The organism is Ectopseudomonas composti (genome assembly GCF_900115475.1).
Classification (GTDB): domain Bacteria; phylum Pseudomonadota; class Gammaproteobacteria; order Pseudomonadales; family Pseudomonadaceae; genus Aquipseudomonas; species Aquipseudomonas composti.
The window spans coordinates 129,888-150,130 of the sequence record NZ_FOWP01000009.1 but is presented as its reverse complement, the minus strand read 5'-3'; the positions used below and the strand labels follow the sequence as shown (position 1 = coordinate 150,130).

Here is a 20,243-nt window from a genome sequence, read left to right as displayed (position 1 = left end):
CGCCAAATGCATTTCCACGCGGAGCGTGGGAACGATCTAAAGGTGCCCCCATGAGCAACCTGCCACACTGCGAAACCCTGCTGCTGAATCTCGACGGAGGCGTGCTGCACGTCACCCTCAACCGTCCGGACAGCCGCAATGCCATGAGCCTGGCCATGGTCGGCGAACTGCGCGCCACCCTCGAAGCCGTGCGCCATGCCCCGAATGTGCGCGCCATCATTCTGCGCGGTGCCGCTGGCCATTTCTGCGCTGGCGGCGATATCAAGGACATGGCCGGCGCCCGCGCCAAAGGTGGCGATGCTTACCGCGAATTGAACCGCGCCTTCGGTGCGCTGCTGGAAGAGGCCCAGACCGCGCCGCAGGCGCTGGTGGCCGTGCTGGAAGGTGCCGTGCTCGGTGGCGGCTTCGGCCTGGCTTGCGTATCCGATGTGGCCATCGCCGCCAGCGGCGCCAAGTTCGGCTTGCCGGAAACCACGCTGGGCATCCTCCCGGCGCAGATCGCGCCCTTCGTCGTGCACCGCATCGGCCTGACCCAAGCGCGCCGTCTGGCCCTGACCGCCGCCCGCTTCGACGGTGCCGAGGCCCTGCGCCTGGGCCTGGTGCACTACTGCGAGGACGATGACGCCGCCCTGCAGCAGCGGCTGGAGGAAACCCTGGAGCAAATTCGTCAGTGTGCGCCACAGGCCAATGCCCAGACCAAGGCCCTGCTGCTGGCCAGCGAACGCGAAGCACTCGGCCCGCTACTCGACCGCGCTGCCGAACAGTTCGCTGCCGCCGTGACCGGTACAGAGGGCGTCGAGGGCACCATGGCTTTCGTGCAGAAACGCAAGCCGAAGTGGGCCCAATGATGGATTGGACAGACCAGCACTACCGATAAAGACCGTAGGGTGGATCGGGGCGCGCAGCCGTCGCTTTTCACATCCACCAGCGCAACAACCGGTGGATCGATAAAGCGCGATCCACCCTACGCCAGAACACCGTAGCCCGGATGCAATCCGGGGATCGCCCCACAGGAGCACAAAGATGCCCGCATTCAACAAGATCCTGATCGCCAACCGCGGCGAGATCGCCTGCCGGGTGATGCGCACCGCCATCGAACTCGGCTACCGCACCGTGGCGGTGTACTCCGAGGCCGATGCCGACGCCCGCCACGTACAGATCGCCGACGAAGCCGTATGCATCGGCCCGGCCCAGGTCAACCAGTCCTACCTGCGCATCGAGGCCATCATCAAGGCCGCGCGCAAGACCGGCGCCGACGCCATCCACCCCGGCTATGGCTTCCTCTCCGAGAACGCCGATTTCGCCCGCGCCTGTGAAGCAGCCGGCATCGTCTTTATCGGCCCGACCGTCGAAGCTATCCACCTGATGGGCAGCAAGCGCCTGTCGAAGATCGCCATGCTCGAAGCCGGCGTGCCTTGCATTCCCGGCTTTGAGGGCGCCGCCCAGGACGACGAAACCCTGGCCAGCGAAGCCGAGCGTATCGGCTACCCGCTGATGATCAAGGCCAGCGCCGGTGGCGGCGGTCGCGGCATGCGCCTGGTACAAGAATCCGCCGAGCTGCTGGGGCAGATCCGCACCGCTCGCTCCGAGGCGCAGAACGCCTTCGGTTCCGGTGAGCTGATCCTCGAACGCGCGGTGATCCGCCCACGCCATGTGGAGATCCAGGTCTTCGGCGACCAGCACGGCAATATCGTCTATCTCGGTGAGCGCGACTGCTCGGTGCAGCGTCGCCACCAGAAGGTGGTCGAGGAAGCGCCCTGCCCGGTGATGACGCCCGAGCTGCGTCGCGCCATGGGCGAGGCGGCGGTCAAGGCTGCAGCCTCGGTCAACTACGTAGGCGCCGGCACCGTGGAATTTCTGCTCGACACCAGCGGCGAGTTCTTCTTCCTGGAAATGAACACCCGCCTGCAGGTCGAGCACCCGGTTACCGAGCTGATCACCGGTCAGGATCTGGTGGCCTGGCAGATTCGCGTAGCCGAAGGCCAGCCCTTACCGTTGAAGCAGGACGACATTCGTCTCACCGGCCACGCCATGGAGGTGCGCCTGTACGCCGAAGACTCGGCCGCCGGCTTCCTGCCGCAAACCGGCCAGGTGCTGCGTTGGGAGCCCGAACTGCTGGCCGGTGTGCGCATCGACCACGGCCTGGTCGAAGGCCAGGCGGTCACGCCCTTCTACGACCCGATGCTGGCCAAGGTCATCGCCTACGGCGAAACCCGCGACGAAGCCCGGCGCAAGCTGGTGCGCGCGGTCGAACAGTGCGTGCTGCTCGGCGTGAACGGCAACCAGCGCTTCCTCGCCAACCTGCTCAAGCATCCCGAGTTCGCCGCTGGCAACGCCACCACGGCGTTCATCGCCGAACATTTCGCCGATGACCCCAGCCTGCACCCACACACCGCCAGCCTGCCCGAGTTGGCCATGGCCGCCGCCCTGCTCTACCAGGCCTCGGCCGACGCCCGCGCGCACCAGCCTGGCCTTGCCGGCTGGCGCAGCGCCGGCAGCGCACCCTGGCGTTTCGTCCTCAAGCAGGGCGAGCACAAGCACGCCGTGGAGCTGGACGTGCTCGCCAGCGGCACGCAAGCACACCTTTCCGTGCGCCGGGGTGAAGAACAGCTGTCCCTGCGCCTGCTGGCCAGCGACGGCCGCTGGCTGACCCTTGAACTGGACGGCATACGCCGCCGCCAGGCTTACCACATCGAAGGCGAACACCTGTGGCTGTATGGTGAACACGGCAACCTGGAGCTGGTCGATGTCACCCACGAGCCAGCCGGTGGGCAGAACGCCGCCAGCAGCGGCGCGGTGAAGGCACCGATGGATGGCGCCATCGTAGACGTGCTGATCGCCGAGGGCGCCAGCGTGAGCAAGGGACAACTGCTGGTGGTGCTGGAAGCGATGAAGATGGAGCACCCGCTCAAGGCTGGCGTCGACGGCATCGTTCGCCGCGTCGGCGTAAGCCAGGGCGATCAGGTGAAGAATCGCCAGCTGCTGGTGGAAATCGAAGCTGCAGAGGCTTGATATATCGCTGTGGGAGGGGCTTTAGCCGCGAGAGTCGTACATCGCGGCTAAAGCGGATCGCCGCCCGGCCCTTCCCACAGCCCCATAACAACAAGAAGGAGCACGCCCATGTCACTGTCCGGCAAGACCTTGTTCATCACCGGCGCCAGCCGCGGCATCGGCCGCGAGATCGCCCTCAAGGCCGCCGCCGATGGCGCCAACATCGTCATCGCGGCCAAGAGCGCCGAGCCACACCCGAAACTCGAAGGCACCATCTTCAGCGTCGCCGCCGAGGTTGAGGCCGCAGGCGGCAAGGCGCTAGCCCTGCAACTGGACGTGCGTGACGAACAGGCCGTGGCAGCCGCCATGGCCCAGGCCGCCGAGCATTTCGGTGGTATCGACGCCTTGGTCAACAACGCCGGCGCGATCAAGCTGGTGGGCGTGGAGAAGCTCGAACCCAAGCGCTTCGACCTGATGTACCAGATCAACACCCGCGCGGTGATGGTCTGCAGCCAGGCGGCCCTACCCTATCTGAAGAAAAGCGCGGGCGGACATATCCTCAACCTCTCCCCGCCGCTCAACCTCGACGCCAAGTGGTTCGCACAGCACGGCCCCTACACCGTCACCAAGTACGGCATGAGCATGCTTACCCTGGGCATGAGCGAGGAGTTCAAGAAGTACGGCATCAGCGTCAACTCGCTGTGGCCGAAGACCATGATCGCCACCGCCGCCATCGAATTCGAACTGGGCAGCCGCGACGCCTTCAAGCGCGCACGCACCCCGGCGATCATGGCCGACGCGGCCCACGCGATCCTGGCCAGCCAGGGCCGCAGCATCACCGGGCGCCTGCTGATCGACGAGGATATCCTGCGCGAACAGGGCGTCAGCGACTTCGAGCAGTACCGCTTCGACCCCGCGGGCGGCAGCCTGGTACCCGATCTGTTCGTCGACTGAGGCCTCGGATGCGTTGGCTTCGTAGGGTGCGCCGCGCGCACCGAGACAATCTTGGGATTTGCGCCTGTCCCTGTGCGCATAGCACACCCTACGAACGGCAAAGCTATTTGCCGAACTGCCCGCAGCTGAGCGCACCAGAGCCATGGCTGGTGTGCGCCATGCTGACTACAGTCATGACTCGCCTCCAATTCATAACAGCCCAAGTGCGAGCCCCATGAGCCAAGCCGATCTGATTTCGCCCTTCCGCTTCCTGGCCCACCTGCCCCAGCACCTGCCGCGTGTACCGCGCATGCTGCGTGGCCTGTACTACGCCGGCATTCGCAACCGCGAGAAGAACCTGTCACTGGCCTGGGCCCTGCAGCGCGCCGCTGAACGCTACCCCGAGCGCCCGGCGCTGATGGATGAAAACCGCCAGCTCAGCTACAGCGCGTTCAATACCTGGGCCAACCGCCTGGCCTGGGAGTTCAAGGCCGAGGGTGTCGGCCATGGCGACGTGGTCGCGGTAATGCTGGAAAATCGCTTGGAGCTGCTGGCGATCCTCGCTGCGCTAAGCAAGCTCGGTGCGGTCGGTGCGCTGATCAACACCACCCAGCGCGGCAAGGTGCTGGCGCACAGCTTCAACCTGGTCAAACCTGGCTTCCTGGTGATCGGCGACGAACTGCTCAGTGCCTTCGACGAGGTCGACGAACAACTGCACGACCAGCAGGCCCGCCGTTACTGGATCGCCGATCAGGACTGCCTGCAGGGTGCAGGCCAGGCGCCGGATGGCTGGACGAACCTGATGCAGCTAGCCACCGGCCAGGCCGAAGACAACCCGCCAGACAGCCTGCGCGTACGTATGAAGGACGCCTGCTTTCTGATCTATACCTCCGGCACCACCGGCCTGCCCAAGGCCTCGATCATGAGCCACGGCAAGTGGATCAAGGCCTATGGCGGTTTCGGCCACTCCGGCCTGACCCTGAGCGAGCGCGACGTGCTCTATCTCACCCTGCCCTGCTACCACAACAACGCCGTCACCGTGTGCTGGAGCGCGGTGCTGGCCGGTGGCGCGGCCATCGCCCTGCGCCGCCGGTTCTCCGCCAGCGCCTTCTGGAGTGACGTAGCGCGCTACAACGCCACCTGCTTCGGCTATATCGGCGAATTGTGCCGCTACCTGCTCAACCAGCCCGTGCACCCGGCGGAACAGGGCAACAGCCTGCGCTGCATGATCGGCAACGGCCTGCGCCCTTCGATCTGGTCCGAGTTCAAGCAGCGTTTCGGCATCGAGCAGATCACCGAGTTCTATGCCTCCAGCGAAGGCAACATCGGCTTCACCAACGTCTTCAACTTCGACAACACGGTCGGCTACACCCCGGCCACCTATGCCATTGTCCGCTACGACCTGGAGAACGACTGCCCCGTGCGCGCCAGTAACGGTTTCCTGCAGAAGGCCAACAAGGGCGAAGCGGGCCTGCTGATCAGCGAGATCAGCGCCAAGTGGCCGTTCGACGGCTATACCGACCCAGCCAAGAGCGAGTCGGTGATCCTGCGCGACGTGTTCAAGCAAGGCGATGCCTGGTTCAACACCGGCGACCTGATGCGTGACATCGGCTGCAAGCACGCGCAGTTCGTCGACCGCCTTGGCGATACCTTCCGCTGGAAGGGCGAAAACGTATCAACGACCGAGGTGGAAAACGTGCTCGGCGCCTTCCCCGGCGTGGAGGATGCGGTGGTCTACGGCGTGGAGATTGCCGGCACCAATGGTCGCTGCGGCATGGCTGCGCTGCGCCTGGCCTCCGCTTATGCGCTGGATGGCGCGGCGCTGGCCACACACCTCGACACGGAACTGCCGGCCTATGCCGCGCCACTGTTCGTGCGCCTGCTCGGCGAAGTCGAGACCACCGGCACCTTCAAGTACAAGAAGACCGATCTTAAACAGGCCGGCTATGACCCGAACCTGGTCGATGATCCGCTCTACGTGCGCCTACCCGGCTCGGACAGCTTCCAACCGCTGAGTCGCGAAACCCATGCAGCCATCGAGCAGCAACACTACCGTTTCTAAATAGCCTGCAGCCGTGCCATCGCCAGGGCGCGCCGCCCCGTCTACTGCTTGAACTCGAACTGCAGCTCAGCGCCTTCGATGGAGTCCCAGTAGTCATCCACGCGCTCGTTGCTGATCAGCCGACCGCTGATCTGGAATGGGCTCTGGACGTCGGGTTTTTCGCCAAACAGCGGCGGCAGCATCGGCGACAGATCCTCGCGGGTTTCGCTTTCCAGCGCCTGCTCGAACAGTTCCTGCGGCACGCTCAAGTCCAACGCCAGTTTCGATGCAGGCTCTGCCGGTTTTGGCTGCGGCGCTGCAGCAGGCTTGGGCTTGGCAGCGGCAGGCGGTTTGGCGGGTGTCACGGGCTTGCTTTCGACCACCTTGGCAGGCGGAACTGGTTCGACAGCCTTGGGCTTGGCAACCTCGACAACGGGCGCAGGTGCTGCAACCACTGCGGGCTTTGGCTTGGGCTGCTGCGCAACAGGCTCCTGCTCACGCTCACAAGCGCTCAGACAACCCAGGCACAGCAATAGGAGAATGGACTTACGTATCATCGGACAAAGGTAACTCGATCAGTAACGCGCCCATGCTCCTCCGCCTGGGCGCGCCTGACAAGCCGACTTACATGACTTTTACCTCGGCACCTCACTCGCCCGACGGTTGAGCGGCCAGGTGCGCAAGTTCAGCCTCGATATCCAGTTGCGGATAATCGGCCCTGAGCTGCTCCAGCAACTGCTGCGCCTCTTTCTGCTCACCCGCCCTGCGCAGCGCCAGCAACTGCAGCAAGGCCTCACGCGGCTCACTCTGAATCACCAGCTCGGCCATGGGTGCGATAGCCGCTGAACTGGCCATCGGCGCATCCGCCATCGCAGCCTGTGGCGCTGAGCGCTCCATGGCCTCGGTCCTCATCCGCTCCTGAGGGACAGCCATGCGCGCCACCGATTCGTTTTCGGCCGCACGCTTGGCCGCCATCGGTGCGGGGGCTGGCGCCGCAGGACTCATGGCCACGCTGGGCGGCACGGTATCGAAAGCATCCGGCGTCTGCTCCAGCGTGCGCCAGGTCAGGCTGACGCCAATGCCGACACAGGCCAGCCCGGCCACAGCCACCGACCAGCGCTGGCGGCCGCTGCCGAACAGCCATTGATGCAGGCGCTGCGCCCAACCAGATTCAGCCTTGGCGGCTTGCTGCGTATCGCGAGCCGCCGCACTGGCCGCCGCCAGAATACGTGCATCCAGCTCGGCCGAAGGTTCGCCGCTGCCATGGGCACGGAAGTGCGCCAAAAGCGCCTGTTCGTGATCCAGAGGTTCTCGTTCATGGTTCATGCGGACAACTCCTCGGTGGCCAGCAGCCGGCGCAATTTCTGCAGGGCATAGCGCAAACGGCTCTTGACCGTCTCGGCCGGCGTGCGGGTCAACTCGGCAATCTCGTTCAGTTCCAGGTCGCCATGGGCGCGCAGCAGGAACACTTCGCGCTGATCTTCCGGCAGGTCGGCCAGCGCTGCCTGCAACCGCTCACTGTCGCGGCTCAGGCTCCACTGCTGCTCGGGGCCTGCCTGCGGGTCGGCCTGGGCATGCTGGCCTTCGTCGTATTCGTCATGCCCGCTCTGATGACGACCCGTCTTGCGCCAGTGGTCGATCAGGCGGTTACGCGCGATCTGGTACAGCCAGGTCTTGAACAGTACAGCCTCGCGCTGCTCGCTCTGACTGCGGATCAGGCTCATCCAGGTTTCCTGGAACACTTCCTCGGCCAGGGCGTGATCGCCACACAGGCCAAGTAGAAAGCGGAACAGGCCCAGCCGATGGCGCTGGTACAGCGCGTTGAAGGCCGCGGCATCGCCGCGTCGGTAACGCCGCAACAAAGCGGCGTCGTCATCCGTGAGAGGTGCGTTCACTGCTGGACTCTTGCAGAGGGGGATGCGGCAGTTTGCAAGCTCTGGGCGATTTCGGCCAGTTGAATGAACTCACTGCGCAGGCCGAAGCGGTCCTCGCCCTTGGCCGAGCGCGCCAGTGCGATGCTCTGCGCCAGATCGAAGTCGCCGGTGTAGCGCCCGCCCTTGAGCTGCTGGGCGAAGGCCGCGACCGCAGCGGCGAAACGCAGGTCTTCGCTGGCGGCCGCAGCCGGCTTGGCTTCGGCACGTGCGATAGGCCGTTCCAGCAGACGACTGGCTGCCTCACCTGGGGCCTTGTAGCGAATCCGCAGCCAGGCCAGCTCGCCGCTCTCGCTCGCCGGCTGGGCACTGGCCTGATAGCGCAGCGGATCCAGCCAGCCCTTGCCACCTGCCGGTACGATCTCGTACAGCGCAGTGACCGTGTGCCCTGCGCCAATATCGCCGGCATCGACCTTATCATTGCTGAAGTCCTCGCGCTTGAGCGCCCGGTTCTCGTAGCCCAGCAGGCGGTACTCGCTGACTTCGCTCGGGTTGAATTCCAGCTGCAGCTTCACGTCGCTGGCCACCGTGGCCAGGGTCGAGCCGAGCTGATCCACCAGCACCTTGCGCGCCTCGCGCAGGTTGTCGATATAGACGTAATTACCGTTGCCGGCGTCGGCCAGTTGCTCCATCAGGCGCTCGTTGTAGTTGTCCACGCCGAAACCCAGAGTGGTCAGCGAGACGCCGCTCTTGCGCTTGTCGGCCGCCAGTTGCTTGAGGCTGTCGAAGTCGCTGATACCGACGTTGAAGTCGCCATCGGTGGCCAGCAAGATGCGATTGATGCCGCCGTCGATCATATGCTTGCTCGCCTGCTGATAGGCCAACTGGATGCCAGATTCCCCAGCCGTCGAACCGCCAGCGCTGAGTTGATCGATGGCCGCACGGATCTTCGTCTTGTCGCTGCCGGGCGCGGAATCCAGCACCACCTGGCTGTCACCGGCATAGGTAACCAGCGAGACGCGATCCTGCGGGCGCAGCTGGTCGACCAGCAACTTCAGCGTGCCCTGCACCATTGGCAGGCCTTCGCGGCGGTGCATCGAGCCGGAGACATCGACCAGGAACACCAGGTTGGCCGGCGGTAGCTCATCCACGCTGCGGTCTGACGCCTTGATCGCGATCCGCAGCAGGCGCGTCTGCGGGTTCCACGGTGTCACCGCCAGCTCGGTGCTGACGCCAAAAGGCACATCACCCTGCGGCAACGGATAGGCATAGGGAAAATAGTTGACCAGCTCCTCCAGACGCACAGCATCCTTCGGTGGCAGTTGCCCACCATTGAGGAAGCGCCGCACATTGGCGTAGCTGCCAGTATCGACGTCGATACTGAAGGTGGACACCGGCGTCTCGGCGACGGCGAACACCGGATTGTCGGCATACGCCTGGTACTGCTCGCGCGACTCGTCACGGTAGCCCGGCGGCAGAACATCGGCGATAGGCGACGGCGCGTAAGCCAGCGTCGACATTCGCTTCTGGCTGGCTGCGGCAGCCATCTCGGCAGCTACAGGCGCAGCCAGACGTTCGCGAACGAGTGTCGCCGCCGGCTCCGGTTTGGCCTGGGCTTCCGGTTCCGGGCCAGAGGCACTGCACGCGGCGAGTAACAACAAAGTGCCCGCCGAAAAACCGACGGTGAATGGGCGAACGAGCAACGAGCAATAAGCGGACATGGTGCAGCTCCTGAGCAATGGCACGAGACCTTCGCTCAGGTAGACGCAGCCCTCCGGCAAAACGGGTTAAGCCACGGCGCGCTTTCTCAACCTTCCCACGAACCGCCCGCCTCCTGGCACAGCTGCGTAGCCAGCATGCCCAGGGTCATCAGCGCTCTCTCCGCCTCGCGGTTCCATGGGATGCCGCAGTTAAGGCGCACGCAATGGTTGAACTGCTCGGTGTTACTGAAGATCAGCCCCGGTGCGATGGAAATGCCCTGCTGCAGCGCGCGCAGGTGCAAGTCCTTGGTGTTGACCCGCGCTGGCAGGCTGACCCAAAGGATGAAACCACCCTTGGGCCGGGTCATCTGCGTACCGTCCGGGAAATACTGCTGTACCGCCAGCTGGAAGGCGCTGAGGTTCTTGCGGTATTCCTGGCGGATATGCCGCAGGTGGCGGTCGTACCCGCCATTCTCCAGGTAGGCCGCTACCGCCATCTGGGTGACGCTGCACGCCGAATGGGTGGAGAAGGTCTGCAAGCGCTGGATCTCGTCCTGATACTTGCCGGCGACGATCCAACCGATGCGCACACCGGGCGAAAGCGTCTTGGAGAAACTCGAGCAATAGATCACCCGGCTGTCGCGATCATGGGACTTCAGCGCCTTGGTCGGCCCTTGCTCGAACATCAGCTCGCCGTAGATATCATCCTCGACGATCTGGAAATCGTAATCGCCGGCCAGACGCAGCAACTGACGCTGGCGCTCCTCCGGAATGGTGCCACCGAGTGGGTTGGACAGCCGCGCAGTCAGCACCAGTGCCTTGATCGGCCACTGGTTGGCCGCCAGTTGCAGCGCTTCAAGGCTGATGCCGGTGGTGGGGTCGCAGGGAATCTCGATGACCTTGAGCCCCAGTAGATCCGCCAATTGCAGCAGGCCGTAGTAGGTCGGCGACTCCACTGCGATCAGATCGCCCGGCTTGGTCAGCACGCGCAGACTCATCTGCAGCGCATCGACGCAGCCGTGGGTGATCACCACCTCGGACGGGTCGACCACCACGCCGGCATCGCGCATGCGGATCGCCACCTGGCGGCGCAGCGGCTCGAAACCGGGACTGAACATGTAGCTGAAGGCGCGCGGACTGTGAAAGCGCGTGACCTTGGCCAGTTGCTGGTGCAGCGCACGCACCGGCAAGTAGTCGACATGCGGCACTGCAGCGCCCAGCGGGAAAACACCCTCGCGGCGCGACTCGGTGAGCACCTGATTGATGATGCTGGCGCGGGTAACCAGGCCTGGCCGCTCGACACGGGCGATATCCGGCGTTGGCGCAGTCAGTGCCGGCGTCTGGTGCACGTAGAAACCGGACTGTGGACGCGCGCGGATCAGGCCCTGGTCTTCGAGATTGGCATAAGCTTGCAACACCGTGGCGTGACTGACGTTGAGCTGCGCACTCATCTTGCGCACCGACGGTACGCGCTCCCCCGGCTGGTAGACGCCACGACGAATATCCTCGGCCAACTGTTGGGCGATGCGTTGGTAGAGCAACAGATTGGTCATGGCGAGGCCCTCGGATTCACTGGACCATAACAGTAACCTATTGCTACACAATTGTACCGGCACAGATGAAAACACTTTTCGCCATCAGCACTGTACCGACTGGCTGTGCAATCAAAATGCCCCGATCAACCGTCTTTTCGGGAATAAAAAAACCCCGGACGATGCCGGGGCTTCTTGGCTGCTGACACTCAGCGCTCGGCGCCAAGCTGCCCTCGCTCGTCGGAGAAGACGATCTCCACCCGCCGATTCTGGGCCCGACCACGGGCAGAGGCATTTTCCGCGACGGGGAAGTCGACACCGTAACCGGCGACCTGAATCCGCTTGGCATCCACGCCCAGGTCGACCAGCAGATCGGCCACGGCCTGCGCTCGCGCGCGGGACAGCTCGAGATTCTCGGCAGCATCGCCGGTGTTGTCGGTGTAGCCCTCGATGCGCACGCGGCGCTGCGGGTTGATCTGCAAGAATTGCACGAGTTTAAGTACCGTACGGTTGGCTGCCGGCTGCAGATCGGCGCGACCAGCGTCGAACAGCATGTCGCCGAGGGTCATCACCAGGCCACGCTCGGTCTCGCTGGTAGCGAGGCTGACCATTTGCTCTTCCAACCAGCCATTGTGCTGCTGCACGCTCATCAGCTTGGCCTCGCGCAACGTCAGTTGCAGGCGCTGGCGCTCCAGCTCGAGCTTGGCCGCACGTTCCTGATTGAGGCTGATATCGCTGTGCTGGCGGGCGATCGCGGCATAGCGCTGACTGAGGTAAGCGTAATGGCGCACGTCATCGCCGCTGCCCCAGTAGCTGGACAAGCGCTCGGCGCGGGCCAGCGATTCGCCTGCGCGAATCACGTCCTTGGGCGCAGCACGCAGCACGCTGGGATCTTCCTTGACCGACTGGAAGCTGAGACGCGCCTCTTCCAGCGCCTGCTCACTCGCCACCTGATTGGCCGCGCAACCACTGAGCAACGTACCGACCAACGCCAAGCCGCCCAGGTAACCAAACACCTTCATCACATGGCCCCCAGTTGCTGGCGCAGACGGCCGATGCGCTGATTGAGTTCGTTCAGTTGTTCCCGCCCTTTGCCGTTGAGGTGCTCGGCCTCGGCCAGACGCGCGTCCAGCTCGGCCTGTTCGGCGAGCTGGCGCGCCTGCTTGTTCTCATCGTCCTGCACGGCGGCCTGGGCCTGGGCGAACTTGTCCTCGGCCTGGCGCAGTGACTCGGATTGCTCGCTGACCACACCAAGGGATTTGGTCTGCGCCAACGCCTGTTCGGTCAGCCTTAGCTGCTCGGTAGGCGCAGGATCGCTGGCGCAGGCCGTCAGGCCCAGCGCCAGCAGCAAGGGAAGGGTTCGATTGATCACGAAAATTTCCTACTGAGTGACGTCGCCAACCGGATCGGGCTGCATCTGCTGTGCCTTCCAAAGCTCGAGATTGCTTTGCAGGAACTGCTCAGGCAGGCCGGCGGAGACCATTTCTGTCATTTTCCGCGCCAGCTGGCCACGCAGCCAGGGGTCGTTGCACGCCGAATTGTGCGACAGGGTAAGGTAGAGGCCTTCGCTGGAAATTGGCGGGTCCAGCACCTCCAGATCATCGTCCATGCCCAGCGTCTCGGCGAGTGCCAAGCCTGGGTAGCGCTCGTAGAGCACGTAGTCGGTGCGACCGAGCAGCAACTTCTGGAACGCTTGCGTCAGGCTGGAGACGCCCTCGAGCTTCAGGTTCTGCTTGGCGAAGGCATCGAACTGCTGACCGAAGCTATTGCCCACCAAGGTGTCGCCGGTGTGCCCTTGAAGGTCGATCCAACTGCCGTAGGGAAAGGCCTCGCCCTTGCGCACCCACACCACGCTTGGCGTAAAGAAGAAGGCCGGGTGCACGTAATCCATACTCTCCAGACGTGGCAGCGTCAAAAACGCCCCGGCCAGCAAGTCGACACGGCCGGTACGCACTTCGTCCTGCGCGCGCGACCAAGGCCCGGTGTAGATCACGTCAACCACCACACCCAACTCCTTGGCCAGGTGCTTGAGCAGGTCGGCATTGGCGCCGATCAGTTGCTGCGGATTCTGCGGATCGCGCCAGAGATAAGGCGGATACTCCGGGTTGCCGGTCGCCACCAGGCGCTCGCATTTACCGGCAGCCAGGGCAGCGGCTGGCATCAGGGCCAGGGCGCACCACAGCAACAGCGACTTAAACAGACAACGCTCGGGCATTGGCTACTCTCGGTTTATGCGTTGATCGGCGGGATGGGCTACGCCACCCGGAATCCTCGGTGTTCATGCTAGCTTAATGGCGCCGAAATAATAATTCGCGATAAGGACGCGCCATGAAAAAACTGCTGTTCGCATTGCTGCTCCTGCTGTCAGGCAGCGCAGCCACGCTGTACTTCGTTCCAGCAACTCAACTGGCCAGCCTGCGCCTGATAGAACAGTACCGCGCCGGGCTCAGTCACGAGCAGCTATCCGTCCACAATCTTAACATCCATTATTACCAGGGAGGGCCGTCGAGCGGCGAAACCCTGGTGCTGCTCCATGGGTTCGCTGCAGACAAGGATAACTGGCTGCGCTTTTCTCGCCACCTGACCCAGGACTATCGCGTCATCGCACTGGACCTGCCGGGCTTCGGCGACAGCGATCTACCACCGGGCAGCTACGACGTCGGCACCCAGACCGAGCGCCTGGCGGACATTCTCGACGCGATGGGCATCCAGCAGGCGCATGTGCTGGGCAATTCGATGGGCGGACAGATTGCCGCTCTCTTCGCCGCGCGTTACCCGGATCGCGTCCGCTCGCTGGCCCTGTTCGCCAATGCCGGCATCGACAGCCCGCACGAGAGCGAACTGCATCGTTTGTTGATGAGTGGCGCGCCCAACCCTCTGGTGGTCAAGCAACCGCAGGATTTCGACAAGCTGCTGCACTTCGTCTTCGTCGAACCACCCTATCTGCCGGAATCGCTCAAACGCTATCTGGGCGAGCGCTCCATGGCCAAGGCCGCGCATTACGACCTGGTCTTCAAGCAGTTGGTGGAGCGCCCCGTGCCCCTGGCACCCGAGCTGGCCAAGATCCAGGCGCCGACCCTGTTGCTCTGGGGCAGACAGGACCGTGTGCTGGATGTCTCCAGCATTGAGGTCATGCAACCGCTGCTCAGCAAACCCAGTGTGGTGATCATGGATAACGTCGGCCACGCCCCTATGCTTGAACGCCCTGAGGAAAGCGCCCTGCTCTACCGGAAATTTCTAGAAGGTCTGAAATAACACCGAGCAACACGCAGGCAATAAAAAACCCGCTCAACAGAGCGGGTTTTTCGTTGCAGGAAAAGCGGCTTAGACCGACTTCTCCAGCTCCGGTACGGCTTCGAACAGGTCGGCAACCAGACCGTAGTCGGCAACCTGGAAGATTGGCGCCTCTTCGTCCTTGTTGATCGCAACGATCACTTTGGAGTCCTTCATACCGGCCAGGTGCTGGATCGCGCCGGAGATACCGACGGCGATGTACAGCTGCGGCGCGACGATCTTGCCGGTCTGACCGACCTGCATGTCGTTCGGTACGAAACCAGCGTCGACCGCAGCGCGGGAAGCGCCGACGGCAGCGCCCAGCTTGTCGGCCAGGGCGTACAGGTGCTTGAAGTTGTCGCCATTGCCCATGCCACGGCCGCCGGATACGACGATCTTGGCAGCGGTCAGTTCCGGACGATCGGACTTGGCCAGCTCTTCGCCAACGAAGGCGGACTTGCCGGCATCGGCCGGGCCAGAAACAGCTTCAACGGCAGCGGAACCACCTTCGGCAGCAGCGGCATCGAAACCGGTGCTACGTACGGTGATCACCTTGATGGCAGCCGAGGACTGCACGGTCGCGATGGCGTTACCGGCGTAGATCGGACGCTTGAAGGTGTCGGCGCTTTCAACGGCGATGATCTCGGAGATCTGATCGACATCCAGCGCAGCGGCAACGCGCGGCAGGATGTTCTTGCCGTTGCTGGTAGCGGCAGCCAGGATGTGGCTGTAGCTCTTGCCCAGCTCGGCTACCAGCGGAGCGACGTTCTCCGGCAGTTGGTTGGCATAGGCAGCGTTGTCGGCAACCAGAACCTTGGCCACGCCAGCGATCTTGGCAGCGGCTTCGGCAGCAGCGCCAGCGTTGGCACCGGCTACCAGCACGTGGATGTCGCCACCGATCTTCTGCGCAGCGGCAACGGTGTTCAGCGTGGCAGGAGCCAGAGCGGCATTGGTGTGTTCAGCGATAACCAGGATAGTCATTTAGATTACCTTCGCCTCGTTCTTCAGTTTCTCGACCAGTTCAGCCACGGACTTGACCTTGATACCGGCGCTGCGAGCAGCCGGCGCTTCGACTTTCAGGGTCTTGACGGTGGAAGCGGTGGAAACGCCCAGGGCGTCCGGGGTAACGGTTTCCAGCGGCTTCTTCTTGGCCTTCATGATGTTCGGCAGCGACGCGTAGCGCGGCTCGTTCAGGCGCAGGTCGGTGGTGACGATCGCCGGCAGGTTCAGCGCAACGGTCTGCAGACCGCCATCGATCTCACGGGTGACGTTGACCTTGTCACCAGCCACTTCGACCTTGGAGGCGAAGGTGCCTTGGCCGAAGCCAGTCAGGGCGCCGAGCATCTGGCCGGTCTGGTTGTTGTCGCTGTCGATGGCTTGCTTGCCCATGATGACCAGCTGCGGCTGCTCCTTGTCGACCACTGCCTTGAGCAGCTTGGCCACGGCCAGGGAGTTCAGCTCGTCATTGGATTCAACCAGAATGGCGCGGTCGGCGCCGAGGGCCAGCGCGGTGCGCAGTTGCTCCTGGGCAGTGGCCGGGCCGATGGAGACGACGACGATTTCGCTCGCCACGCCTTTCTCCTTCAGGCGCACGGCTTCTTCCACGGCGATTTCGCAGAAGGGGTTCATGGACATCTTGACGTTGGCGAGGTCGACGCCGCTGTTGTCCGCCTTGACGCGAACCTTGACGTTGTAGTCAACCACTCGTTTGACAGCTACAAGAACCTTCATGGATTCCTCGTTACTCTCCGGTGAATAAGAATCTCGCCAAGGCGAGCCTGGTCAGCGATACAAATTGGCAGGAGCCAACCTTTCAGCCCAGACGGCGAGCGCAAAACCGCCCGTATCTTGACCCCGCGACATGGCCCGGTCAATACAGCGAACTGGCCGGTCATCCGCGATGTAGTACGATTCTAACAGGCCTACAGAAAATTCAAACAAACGTTTGTATTGGCCCGCTGAGAGGGTGTAGATATAATGCCCGCGCCGTGCTTAGGGAGCGAGCTGCGCCCTCCAACATAAAATATCGAAGAGCCTTGAGTAGGAGATAGCCTGTGGAACGCGAATTTATGGAGTTCGACGTCGTCATCGTCGGCGCCGGCCCGTCCGGACTGTCCGCCGCCTGCCGACTGAAGCAGAAAGCCGCTGAAGCGGGCCAGGAGATCAGCGTCTGCGTGGTCGAGAAAGGCTCCGAAGTTGGCGCTCACATCCTCTCTGGTGCAGTGTTCGAACCGCGCGCCCTGAACGAACTCTTCCCCGACTGGAAAGAACTCGGCGCCCCGCTGAACACCCCGGTCAAGCGCGATGACATCTATCTGCTGCGCGACGCTGACAAGGCTACCCGAATTCCAGACTTCTTTGTGCCGAAAACCATGCATAACGAAGGCAATTACATCATTTCCCTGGGTAATCTGTGCCGCTGGCTGGCTCAGCAGGCCGAGAACCTGGGCGTTGAGATCTATCCCGGCTTCGCCGCTCAAGAAGCGCTGATCGACGAAAACGGCGTGGTGCGTGGCATCGTCACCGGCGACCTGGGCGTCGACCGTGAGGGCAATCCGAAGGAAGGCTACTACACCCCAGGCATGGAGCTGCGCGCCAAGTACACCCTGTTCGCCGAAGGCTGCCGTGGCCATATCGGCAAGCAGCTGATCAAGAAGTACAACCTCGACAGCGAAGCCGACGCCCAGCACTACGGCATCGGCATCAAAGAAATCTGGGACATCGATCCGGCCAAGCACGACCAGGGCCTGGTGGTACACACCGCCGGCTGGCCGATGGATATCATGGGCACCGAAAACACCGGCGGCTCCTTCCTCTATCACCTGGAGAACAACCAGGTAGTGGTCGGCCTGATCATCGACCTGTCCTACGCCAACCCGCACCTGTCGCCGTTCGACGAATTCCAGCGCTACAAGCACCATCCGGTGATTGCCCAGTACCTGGAAGGCGGCAAGCGCGTCGCCTATGGCGCACGCGCCATCGCCAAGGGCGGTCTGAATTCACTGCCGAAAATGGTCTTCCCCGGCGGCGCCCTGATCGGCTGTGACCTCGGCACCCTGAACTTCGCCAAGATCAAGGGCAGCCACACCGCGATGAAGTCCGGCATGCTCGCCGCTGACGCCATCACCGAGGCCCTGGCGGCCGGCCGCGAAGGCGGTGACGAGCTGAACAACTACGTCGATGGTTTCAAGGCCAGCTGGCTGTACGACGAACTGTTCCGCAGCCGCAACTTCGGCGCAGCCATCCACAAATACGGCGCCATCGTCGGCGGCGGCATCAACTGGCTGGACCAGAACATCTTCGGCGGCAAGGCCCCCTTCACCCTGCACGACAACAAGCCGGACTACGCCTGCCTGAAGCCGGCTGCAGAGTGCGCGAAGATCGCCTATCCGAAACCGGACGGCAAACTCAGCTTCGACAAACTGAGCTCGGTGTTCCTCTCCAACACCAACCACGAAGAAGAGCAGCCTTGCCACCTGAAGCTCACCGACCCGAGCATTCCGCTGGAGAAGAACCTGCCGCTGTACGACGAACCGGCGCAGCGCTACTGCCCGGCCGGTGTGTACGAGGTGGTGACGCAGGAAGACGGCGAGAAGAAGTTCCAGATCAACGCGCAGAACTGCGTGCACTGCAAAACCTGTGACATCAAGGATCCGGCGCAGAACATCACCTGGATCGCTCCAGAAGGCACCGGCGGGCCGAACTACCCCAACATGTAATTCGCGCCACACATGAAAAAGGCTCCCTAGGGAGCCTTTTTCGTTTTTGCCAAATCTGCAACAGTTGTAGGGCGGGTGTAACCCGCCATAGCCTGCCGGCGGGTTGCACCCGCCCTACCGCACTCAGTCCTGGTAGATCATCTTGCGGCTCATGCCGCCGTCGATGACGAATTCCTGCCCAGTGACGAAAGCGGCCGCATCGGACAGCAGCCAGGCGACCTGCGCCGCGACATCCTCCACCGTACCAACACGACCGACCGGATGCTGCGCATGATCGAATACCGATAACGGCTCCAGGCGCTGCTGCGACGGATCACGGGCATCGATCCAGCCAGGGCTGACGCAGTTGACCCGAACCTCAGGCCCCAGGCTGACCGACAGCGCATGCGTAAGGGCAACGAGGCCACCCTTGCTCGCCGCATAAGCCTCGCAGTCGGCCTCGGACTGGCTGGCACGGGTCGAGGCGATATTGACGATGGCGCCACGATGACCACGCAGGTACGGCGCGCAATGCTTGGCCAGCAGCATCGCGCCAGTCAGGTTAACGGCCAGCATGCGATTCCAACGCTTGAGATCGAGCGACTCCAGCGGCGGCGTGTAGGGATCGGAGATAGCCGCATTGCACACCAACGCATCGAGGCGACCGAACTGGCCGAGCACCTCGGCGACAGCGAGATTCACCTGATCTTCCTTGGCCACGTCCATGACGACGAACCAGGCGTTGTCGCCCAATGCCCGCGCCACTCTGGAGCCGCGCTCACGATCGACGTCAGCCAGCACCACCTGCCAGCCCTCGGTGATCAACCAGGCACTGATGCCCAGGCCGATACCGCGCGCGGCACCGGTGACCAGCGCGACACGCCCGTTGCTGGACGTGTCATTCGCGCCCCACTCCAACATGCTCAGAGTGCAGCCAGGCCGCGCGCCAGATCCGCCTTGAGGTCTTCCAGCTCTTCCAGGCCCACGGCAACGCGAATCAGACTGTCGCTGATACCAGCGTTGGCACGCTCCTGCGGCGTCAGCCGGCCATGCGAGGTGGTTGCCGGGTGGGCGATGGTGGTCTTGGTATCGCCGAGATTGGTGGTGATCGAGATGACACGGGTGCCATCGATCACCTTCCAGGCGGCCTCACGCCCGCCCTTGACCTCGAAACTGACCACCGCGCCAAAGGCGCTCTGCTGCTTTTTCGCCAACTCATGCTGCGGATGGCTAGGTAGCCCCGCGTAATACACGCGCTCGACCTGCGGCTGCTGTTCCAGCCACAGCGCCAACTGCAGGGCGCTCTCGCTCTGCGCACGCATACGAATGCGCAGCGTCTCCAGGCCCTTGACGAACATCCAGGCGTTGAACGGGCTCAGGGTCGGCCCGGCGGTACGCAGGAAACCCACCACTTCCTTCATCTGCTCACTGCGACCGGCCACCACACCGCCCAGACCACGACCCTGGCCATCGATGTATTTAGTCGCCGAATGCATGACGATGTCGGCGCCAAGCTTCAGTGGCTGCTGCAGCGCGGGCGTGCAGAAGCAGTTGTCCACCGCCAGTAGCGCGCCGCGAGCATGAGCGATTTCAGCCAATGCCGCGATATCCACTAGCTCAGCCAGTGGATTGGAGGGTGACTCGACGAACAGCAGCTTGGTATTGGCTTTGAACGCCGCTTCCCATGCGTTCAAATCGGCCAACGGCACGTAATCCACCGCGATACCGAAGCGCTTGAGGTACTTCTCGAACAGGCTGATGGTGGAGCCGAATACGCTGCGCGATACCAGCACATGGTCGCCACCACTGCACAGGCTCATGACGATGGCCAGGATCGCCGACATACCGGAGGCAGTGGCTACGGCCTGCTCAGCGCCTTCCAGCGCGGCGATGCGCTCCTCGAAGGTGCGCACGGTGGGGTTGGTATAACGCGAGTAGACGTTACCCGGCACTTCACCGGCGAAGCGCGCGGCAGCGTCAGCCGCAGTACGGAATACGTAACTGGACGTCAGATACAACGCCTCACCATGCTCACCCTCGGGCGAACGATGCTGACCAGCACGCACCGCCAAAGTATCGAAGCCTACGCCATCCAGGTCGCTATCGAGCCTGCCGGCTTCCCATTCCTGGGTCATATCGCTACCTCACGAAAAGCAGCCCGGATGCAATCCGGGAAATTCAATGTGATATTCCCCCGGATTGCA

General features: G+C 63.3%; 18 protein-coding genes. 6 read left to right on the top strand and 12 right to left on the bottom strand.

Annotated elements, in window-relative coordinates; translation table 11 throughout:
• Positions 1 to 50 precede the first annotated feature (50 nt).
• The 4 genes from BM059_RS16965 (at position 51) to BM059_RS16950 (ending at position 5,986) form a co-directional block, all read left to right on the top strand.
• On the top strand, positions 51 to 848 hold the full coding sequence (locus BM059_RS16965; protein WP_074940271.1) for an enoyl-CoA hydratase/isomerase family protein: 798 nt from the start codon (positions 51 to 53) through the stop codon (positions 846 to 848).
• A 175-nt stretch (positions 849 to 1,023) separates the two neighbouring features.
• On the top strand, positions 1,024 to 3,012 hold the full coding sequence (gene atuF / locus BM059_RS16960) for a geranyl-CoA carboxylase subunit apha (RefSeq protein ID WP_074940269.1): 1,989 nt from the start codon (positions 1,024 to 1,026) through the stop codon (positions 3,010 to 3,012).
• A gap of 108 nt (positions 3,013 to 3,120) precedes the next feature.
• Complete coding sequence (locus tag BM059_RS16955; RefSeq protein WP_074940267.1) at positions 3,121 to 3,945, top strand: SDR family oxidoreductase; 825 nt, start codon at positions 3,121 to 3,123, stop codon at positions 3,943 to 3,945.
• Positions 3,946 to 4,159: 214 nt separating this feature from the next.
• Entirely contained in the window at positions 4,160 to 5,986 is a 1,827-nt protein-coding gene (locus BM059_RS16950) for a long-chain-acyl-CoA synthetase (RefSeq protein WP_074940265.1), read from the top strand.
• Positions 5,987 to 6,027: 41 nt separating this feature from the next.
• Here the strand turns inward: BM059_RS16950 and BM059_RS25660 are convergent, their stop codons facing one another.
• The 8 genes from BM059_RS25660 to BM059_RS16910 form a co-directional block, all read right to left on the bottom strand.
• Positions 6,028 to 6,330 carry a hypothetical protein gene (locus BM059_RS25660; RefSeq protein WP_244154422.1) on the bottom strand — a complete coding sequence of 101 codons (303 nt, stop codon included), beginning with the start codon at positions 6,328 to 6,330 and terminating at the stop codon, positions 6,028 to 6,030.
• Positions 6,331 to 6,613: 283 nt separating this feature from the next.
• Positions 6,614 to 7,291 (bottom strand): hypothetical protein, encoded by a 678-nt coding sequence (locus BM059_RS16940; RefSeq protein ID WP_074940257.1) that lies wholly within the window; start codon positions 7,289 to 7,291, stop codon positions 6,614 to 6,616.
• The gene (locus tag BM059_RS16935) at positions 7,288 to 7,860 is read right to left on the bottom strand and encodes an RNA polymerase sigma factor (RefSeq protein ID WP_037004143.1); all 573 of its coding nucleotides are present in this window, start codon (positions 7,858 to 7,860) and stop codon (positions 7,288 to 7,290) included. Before BM059_RS16935 ends, BM059_RS16940 begins: the two co-directional genes overlap by 4 nt.
• Positions 7,857 to 9,557, bottom strand: a complete 1,701-nt coding sequence (locus BM059_RS16930; RefSeq protein WP_074940254.1) for a vWA domain-containing protein — start codon at positions 9,555 to 9,557, stop codon at positions 7,857 to 7,859. The genes BM059_RS16935 and BM059_RS16930 overlap by 4 nt, the downstream gene beginning before the upstream one ends.
• Positions 9,558 to 9,643: 86 nt before the next feature.
• Entirely contained in the window at positions 9,644 to 11,089 is a 1,446-nt protein-coding gene (locus BM059_RS16925) for an aminotransferase-like domain-containing protein (protein ID WP_074940252.1), read from the bottom strand.
• Positions 11,090 to 11,277: 188 nt separating this feature from the next.
• Complete coding sequence (locus BM059_RS16920; protein WP_037004147.1) at positions 11,278 to 12,090, bottom strand: OmpA family protein; 813 nt, start codon at positions 12,088 to 12,090, stop codon at positions 11,278 to 11,280.
• Positions 12,090 to 12,440, bottom strand: a complete 351-nt coding sequence (locus BM059_RS16915; protein ID WP_037004148.1) for a DUF4398 domain-containing protein — start codon at positions 12,438 to 12,440, stop codon at positions 12,090 to 12,092. Before BM059_RS16915 ends, BM059_RS16920 begins: the two co-directional genes overlap by 1 nt.
• A gap of 9 nt (positions 12,441 to 12,449) precedes the next feature.
• A complete protein-coding gene (locus BM059_RS16910) occupies positions 12,450 to 13,283 on the bottom strand; it encodes a substrate-binding periplasmic protein (RefSeq protein WP_037004150.1) in 834 nt (277 codons plus the stop codon).
• A 113-nt stretch (positions 13,284 to 13,396) separates the two neighbouring features.
• Here BM059_RS16910 and BM059_RS16905 point away from each other — a divergent pair, with 113 nt between their 5' ends.
• Positions 13,397 to 14,323 (top strand): alpha/beta fold hydrolase, encoded by a 927-nt coding sequence (locus BM059_RS16905; RefSeq protein WP_037004151.1) that lies wholly within the window; start codon positions 13,397 to 13,399, stop codon positions 14,321 to 14,323.
• Between the two features lie 69 nt (positions 14,324 to 14,392).
• On the opposite strand, the gene BM059_RS16900 is transcribed toward BM059_RS16905, so the two are convergent.
• Together BM059_RS16900 and BM059_RS16895 are read right to left on the bottom strand one after the other, a co-directional pair.
• Positions 14,393 to 15,322 carry an electron transfer flavoprotein subunit alpha/FixB family protein gene (locus BM059_RS16900; protein WP_074940249.1) on the bottom strand — a complete coding sequence of 310 codons (930 nt, stop codon included), beginning with the start codon at positions 15,320 to 15,322 and terminating at the stop codon, positions 14,393 to 14,395.
• Complete coding sequence (locus BM059_RS16895) at positions 15,323 to 16,072, bottom strand: electron transfer flavoprotein subunit beta/FixA family protein (RefSeq protein WP_012018936.1); 750 nt, start codon at positions 16,070 to 16,072, stop codon at positions 15,323 to 15,325.
• Positions 16,073 to 16,395: 323 nt separating this feature from the next.
• On the opposite strand from BM059_RS16895, the gene BM059_RS16890 reads away from it, so the two are divergent.
• Positions 16,396 to 18,060 (top strand): electron transfer flavoprotein-ubiquinone oxidoreductase, encoded by a 1,665-nt coding sequence (locus BM059_RS16890; RefSeq protein WP_074940247.1) that lies wholly within the window; start codon positions 16,396 to 16,398, stop codon positions 18,058 to 18,060.
• Positions 18,061 to 18,183: 123 nt separating this feature from the next.
• Here the strand turns inward: BM059_RS16890 and BM059_RS16885 are convergent, their stop codons facing one another.
• Both BM059_RS16885 and BM059_RS16880 read right to left on the bottom strand, forming a co-directional pair.
• Positions 18,184 to 18,960, bottom strand: coding sequence for an SDR family oxidoreductase (locus BM059_RS16885; protein WP_037004156.1), 777 nt, complete (start codon positions 18,958 to 18,960; stop codon positions 18,184 to 18,186).
• A gap of 2 nt (positions 18,961 to 18,962) precedes the next feature.
• Positions 18,963 to 20,174 (bottom strand): O-succinylhomoserine sulfhydrylase, encoded by a 1,212-nt coding sequence (locus BM059_RS16880; RefSeq protein ID WP_074940244.1) that lies wholly within the window; start codon positions 20,172 to 20,174, stop codon positions 18,963 to 18,965.
• Positions 20,175 to 20,243 lie beyond the last annotated feature (69 nt).

Coding starts and splice junctions, on each gene's coding strand:
- BM059_RS16905 (WP_037004151.1), top strand. CDS start 13,397: ATGAAAAAACTGCTGTTCGCATTGCTGCTCCTGCTGTCAGGCAGCGCA.
- BM059_RS16895 (WP_012018936.1), bottom strand. CDS start 16,072: ATGAAGGTTCTTGTAGCTGTCAAACGAGTGGTTGACTACAACGTCAAG.
- BM059_RS16910 (WP_037004150.1), bottom strand. CDS start 13,283: ATGCCCGAGCGTTGTCTGTTTAAGTCGCTGTTGCTGTGGTGCGCCCTG.
- BM059_RS16885 (WP_037004156.1), bottom strand. CDS start 18,960: ATGTTGGAGTGGGGCGCGAATGACACGTCCAGCAACGGGCGTGTCGCG.
- BM059_RS16955 (WP_074940267.1), top strand. CDS start 3,121: ATGTCACTGTCCGGCAAGACCTTGTTCATCACCGGCGCCAGCCGCGGC.
- BM059_RS16925 (WP_074940252.1), bottom strand. CDS start 11,089: ATGACCAATCTGTTGCTCTACCAACGCATCGCCCAACAGTTGGCCGAG.
- BM059_RS16950 (WP_074940265.1), top strand. CDS start 4,160: ATGAGCCAAGCCGATCTGATTTCGCCCTTCCGCTTCCTGGCCCACCTG.
- BM059_RS16920 (WP_037004147.1), bottom strand. CDS start 12,090: ATGAAGGTGTTTGGTTACCTGGGCGGCTTGGCGTTGGTCGGTACGTTG.
- BM059_RS16880 (WP_074940244.1), bottom strand. CDS start 20,174: ATGACCCAGGAATGGGAAGCCGGCAGGCTCGATAGCGACCTGGATGGC.
- BM059_RS16930 (WP_074940254.1), bottom strand. CDS start 9,557: ATGTCCGCTTATTGCTCGTTGCTCGTTCGCCCATTCACCGTCGGTTTT.
- atuF (WP_074940269.1), top strand. CDS start 1,024: ATGCCCGCATTCAACAAGATCCTGATCGCCAACCGCGGCGAGATCGCC.
- BM059_RS16900 (WP_074940249.1), bottom strand. CDS start 15,322: ATGACTATCCTGGTTATCGCTGAACACACCAATGCCGCTCTGGCTCCT.
- BM059_RS16940 (WP_074940257.1), bottom strand. CDS start 7,291: ATGAACCATGAACGAGAACCTCTGGATCACGAACAGGCGCTTTTGGCG.
- BM059_RS16965 (WP_074940271.1), top strand. CDS start 51: ATGAGCAACCTGCCACACTGCGAAACCCTGCTGCTGAATCTCGACGGA.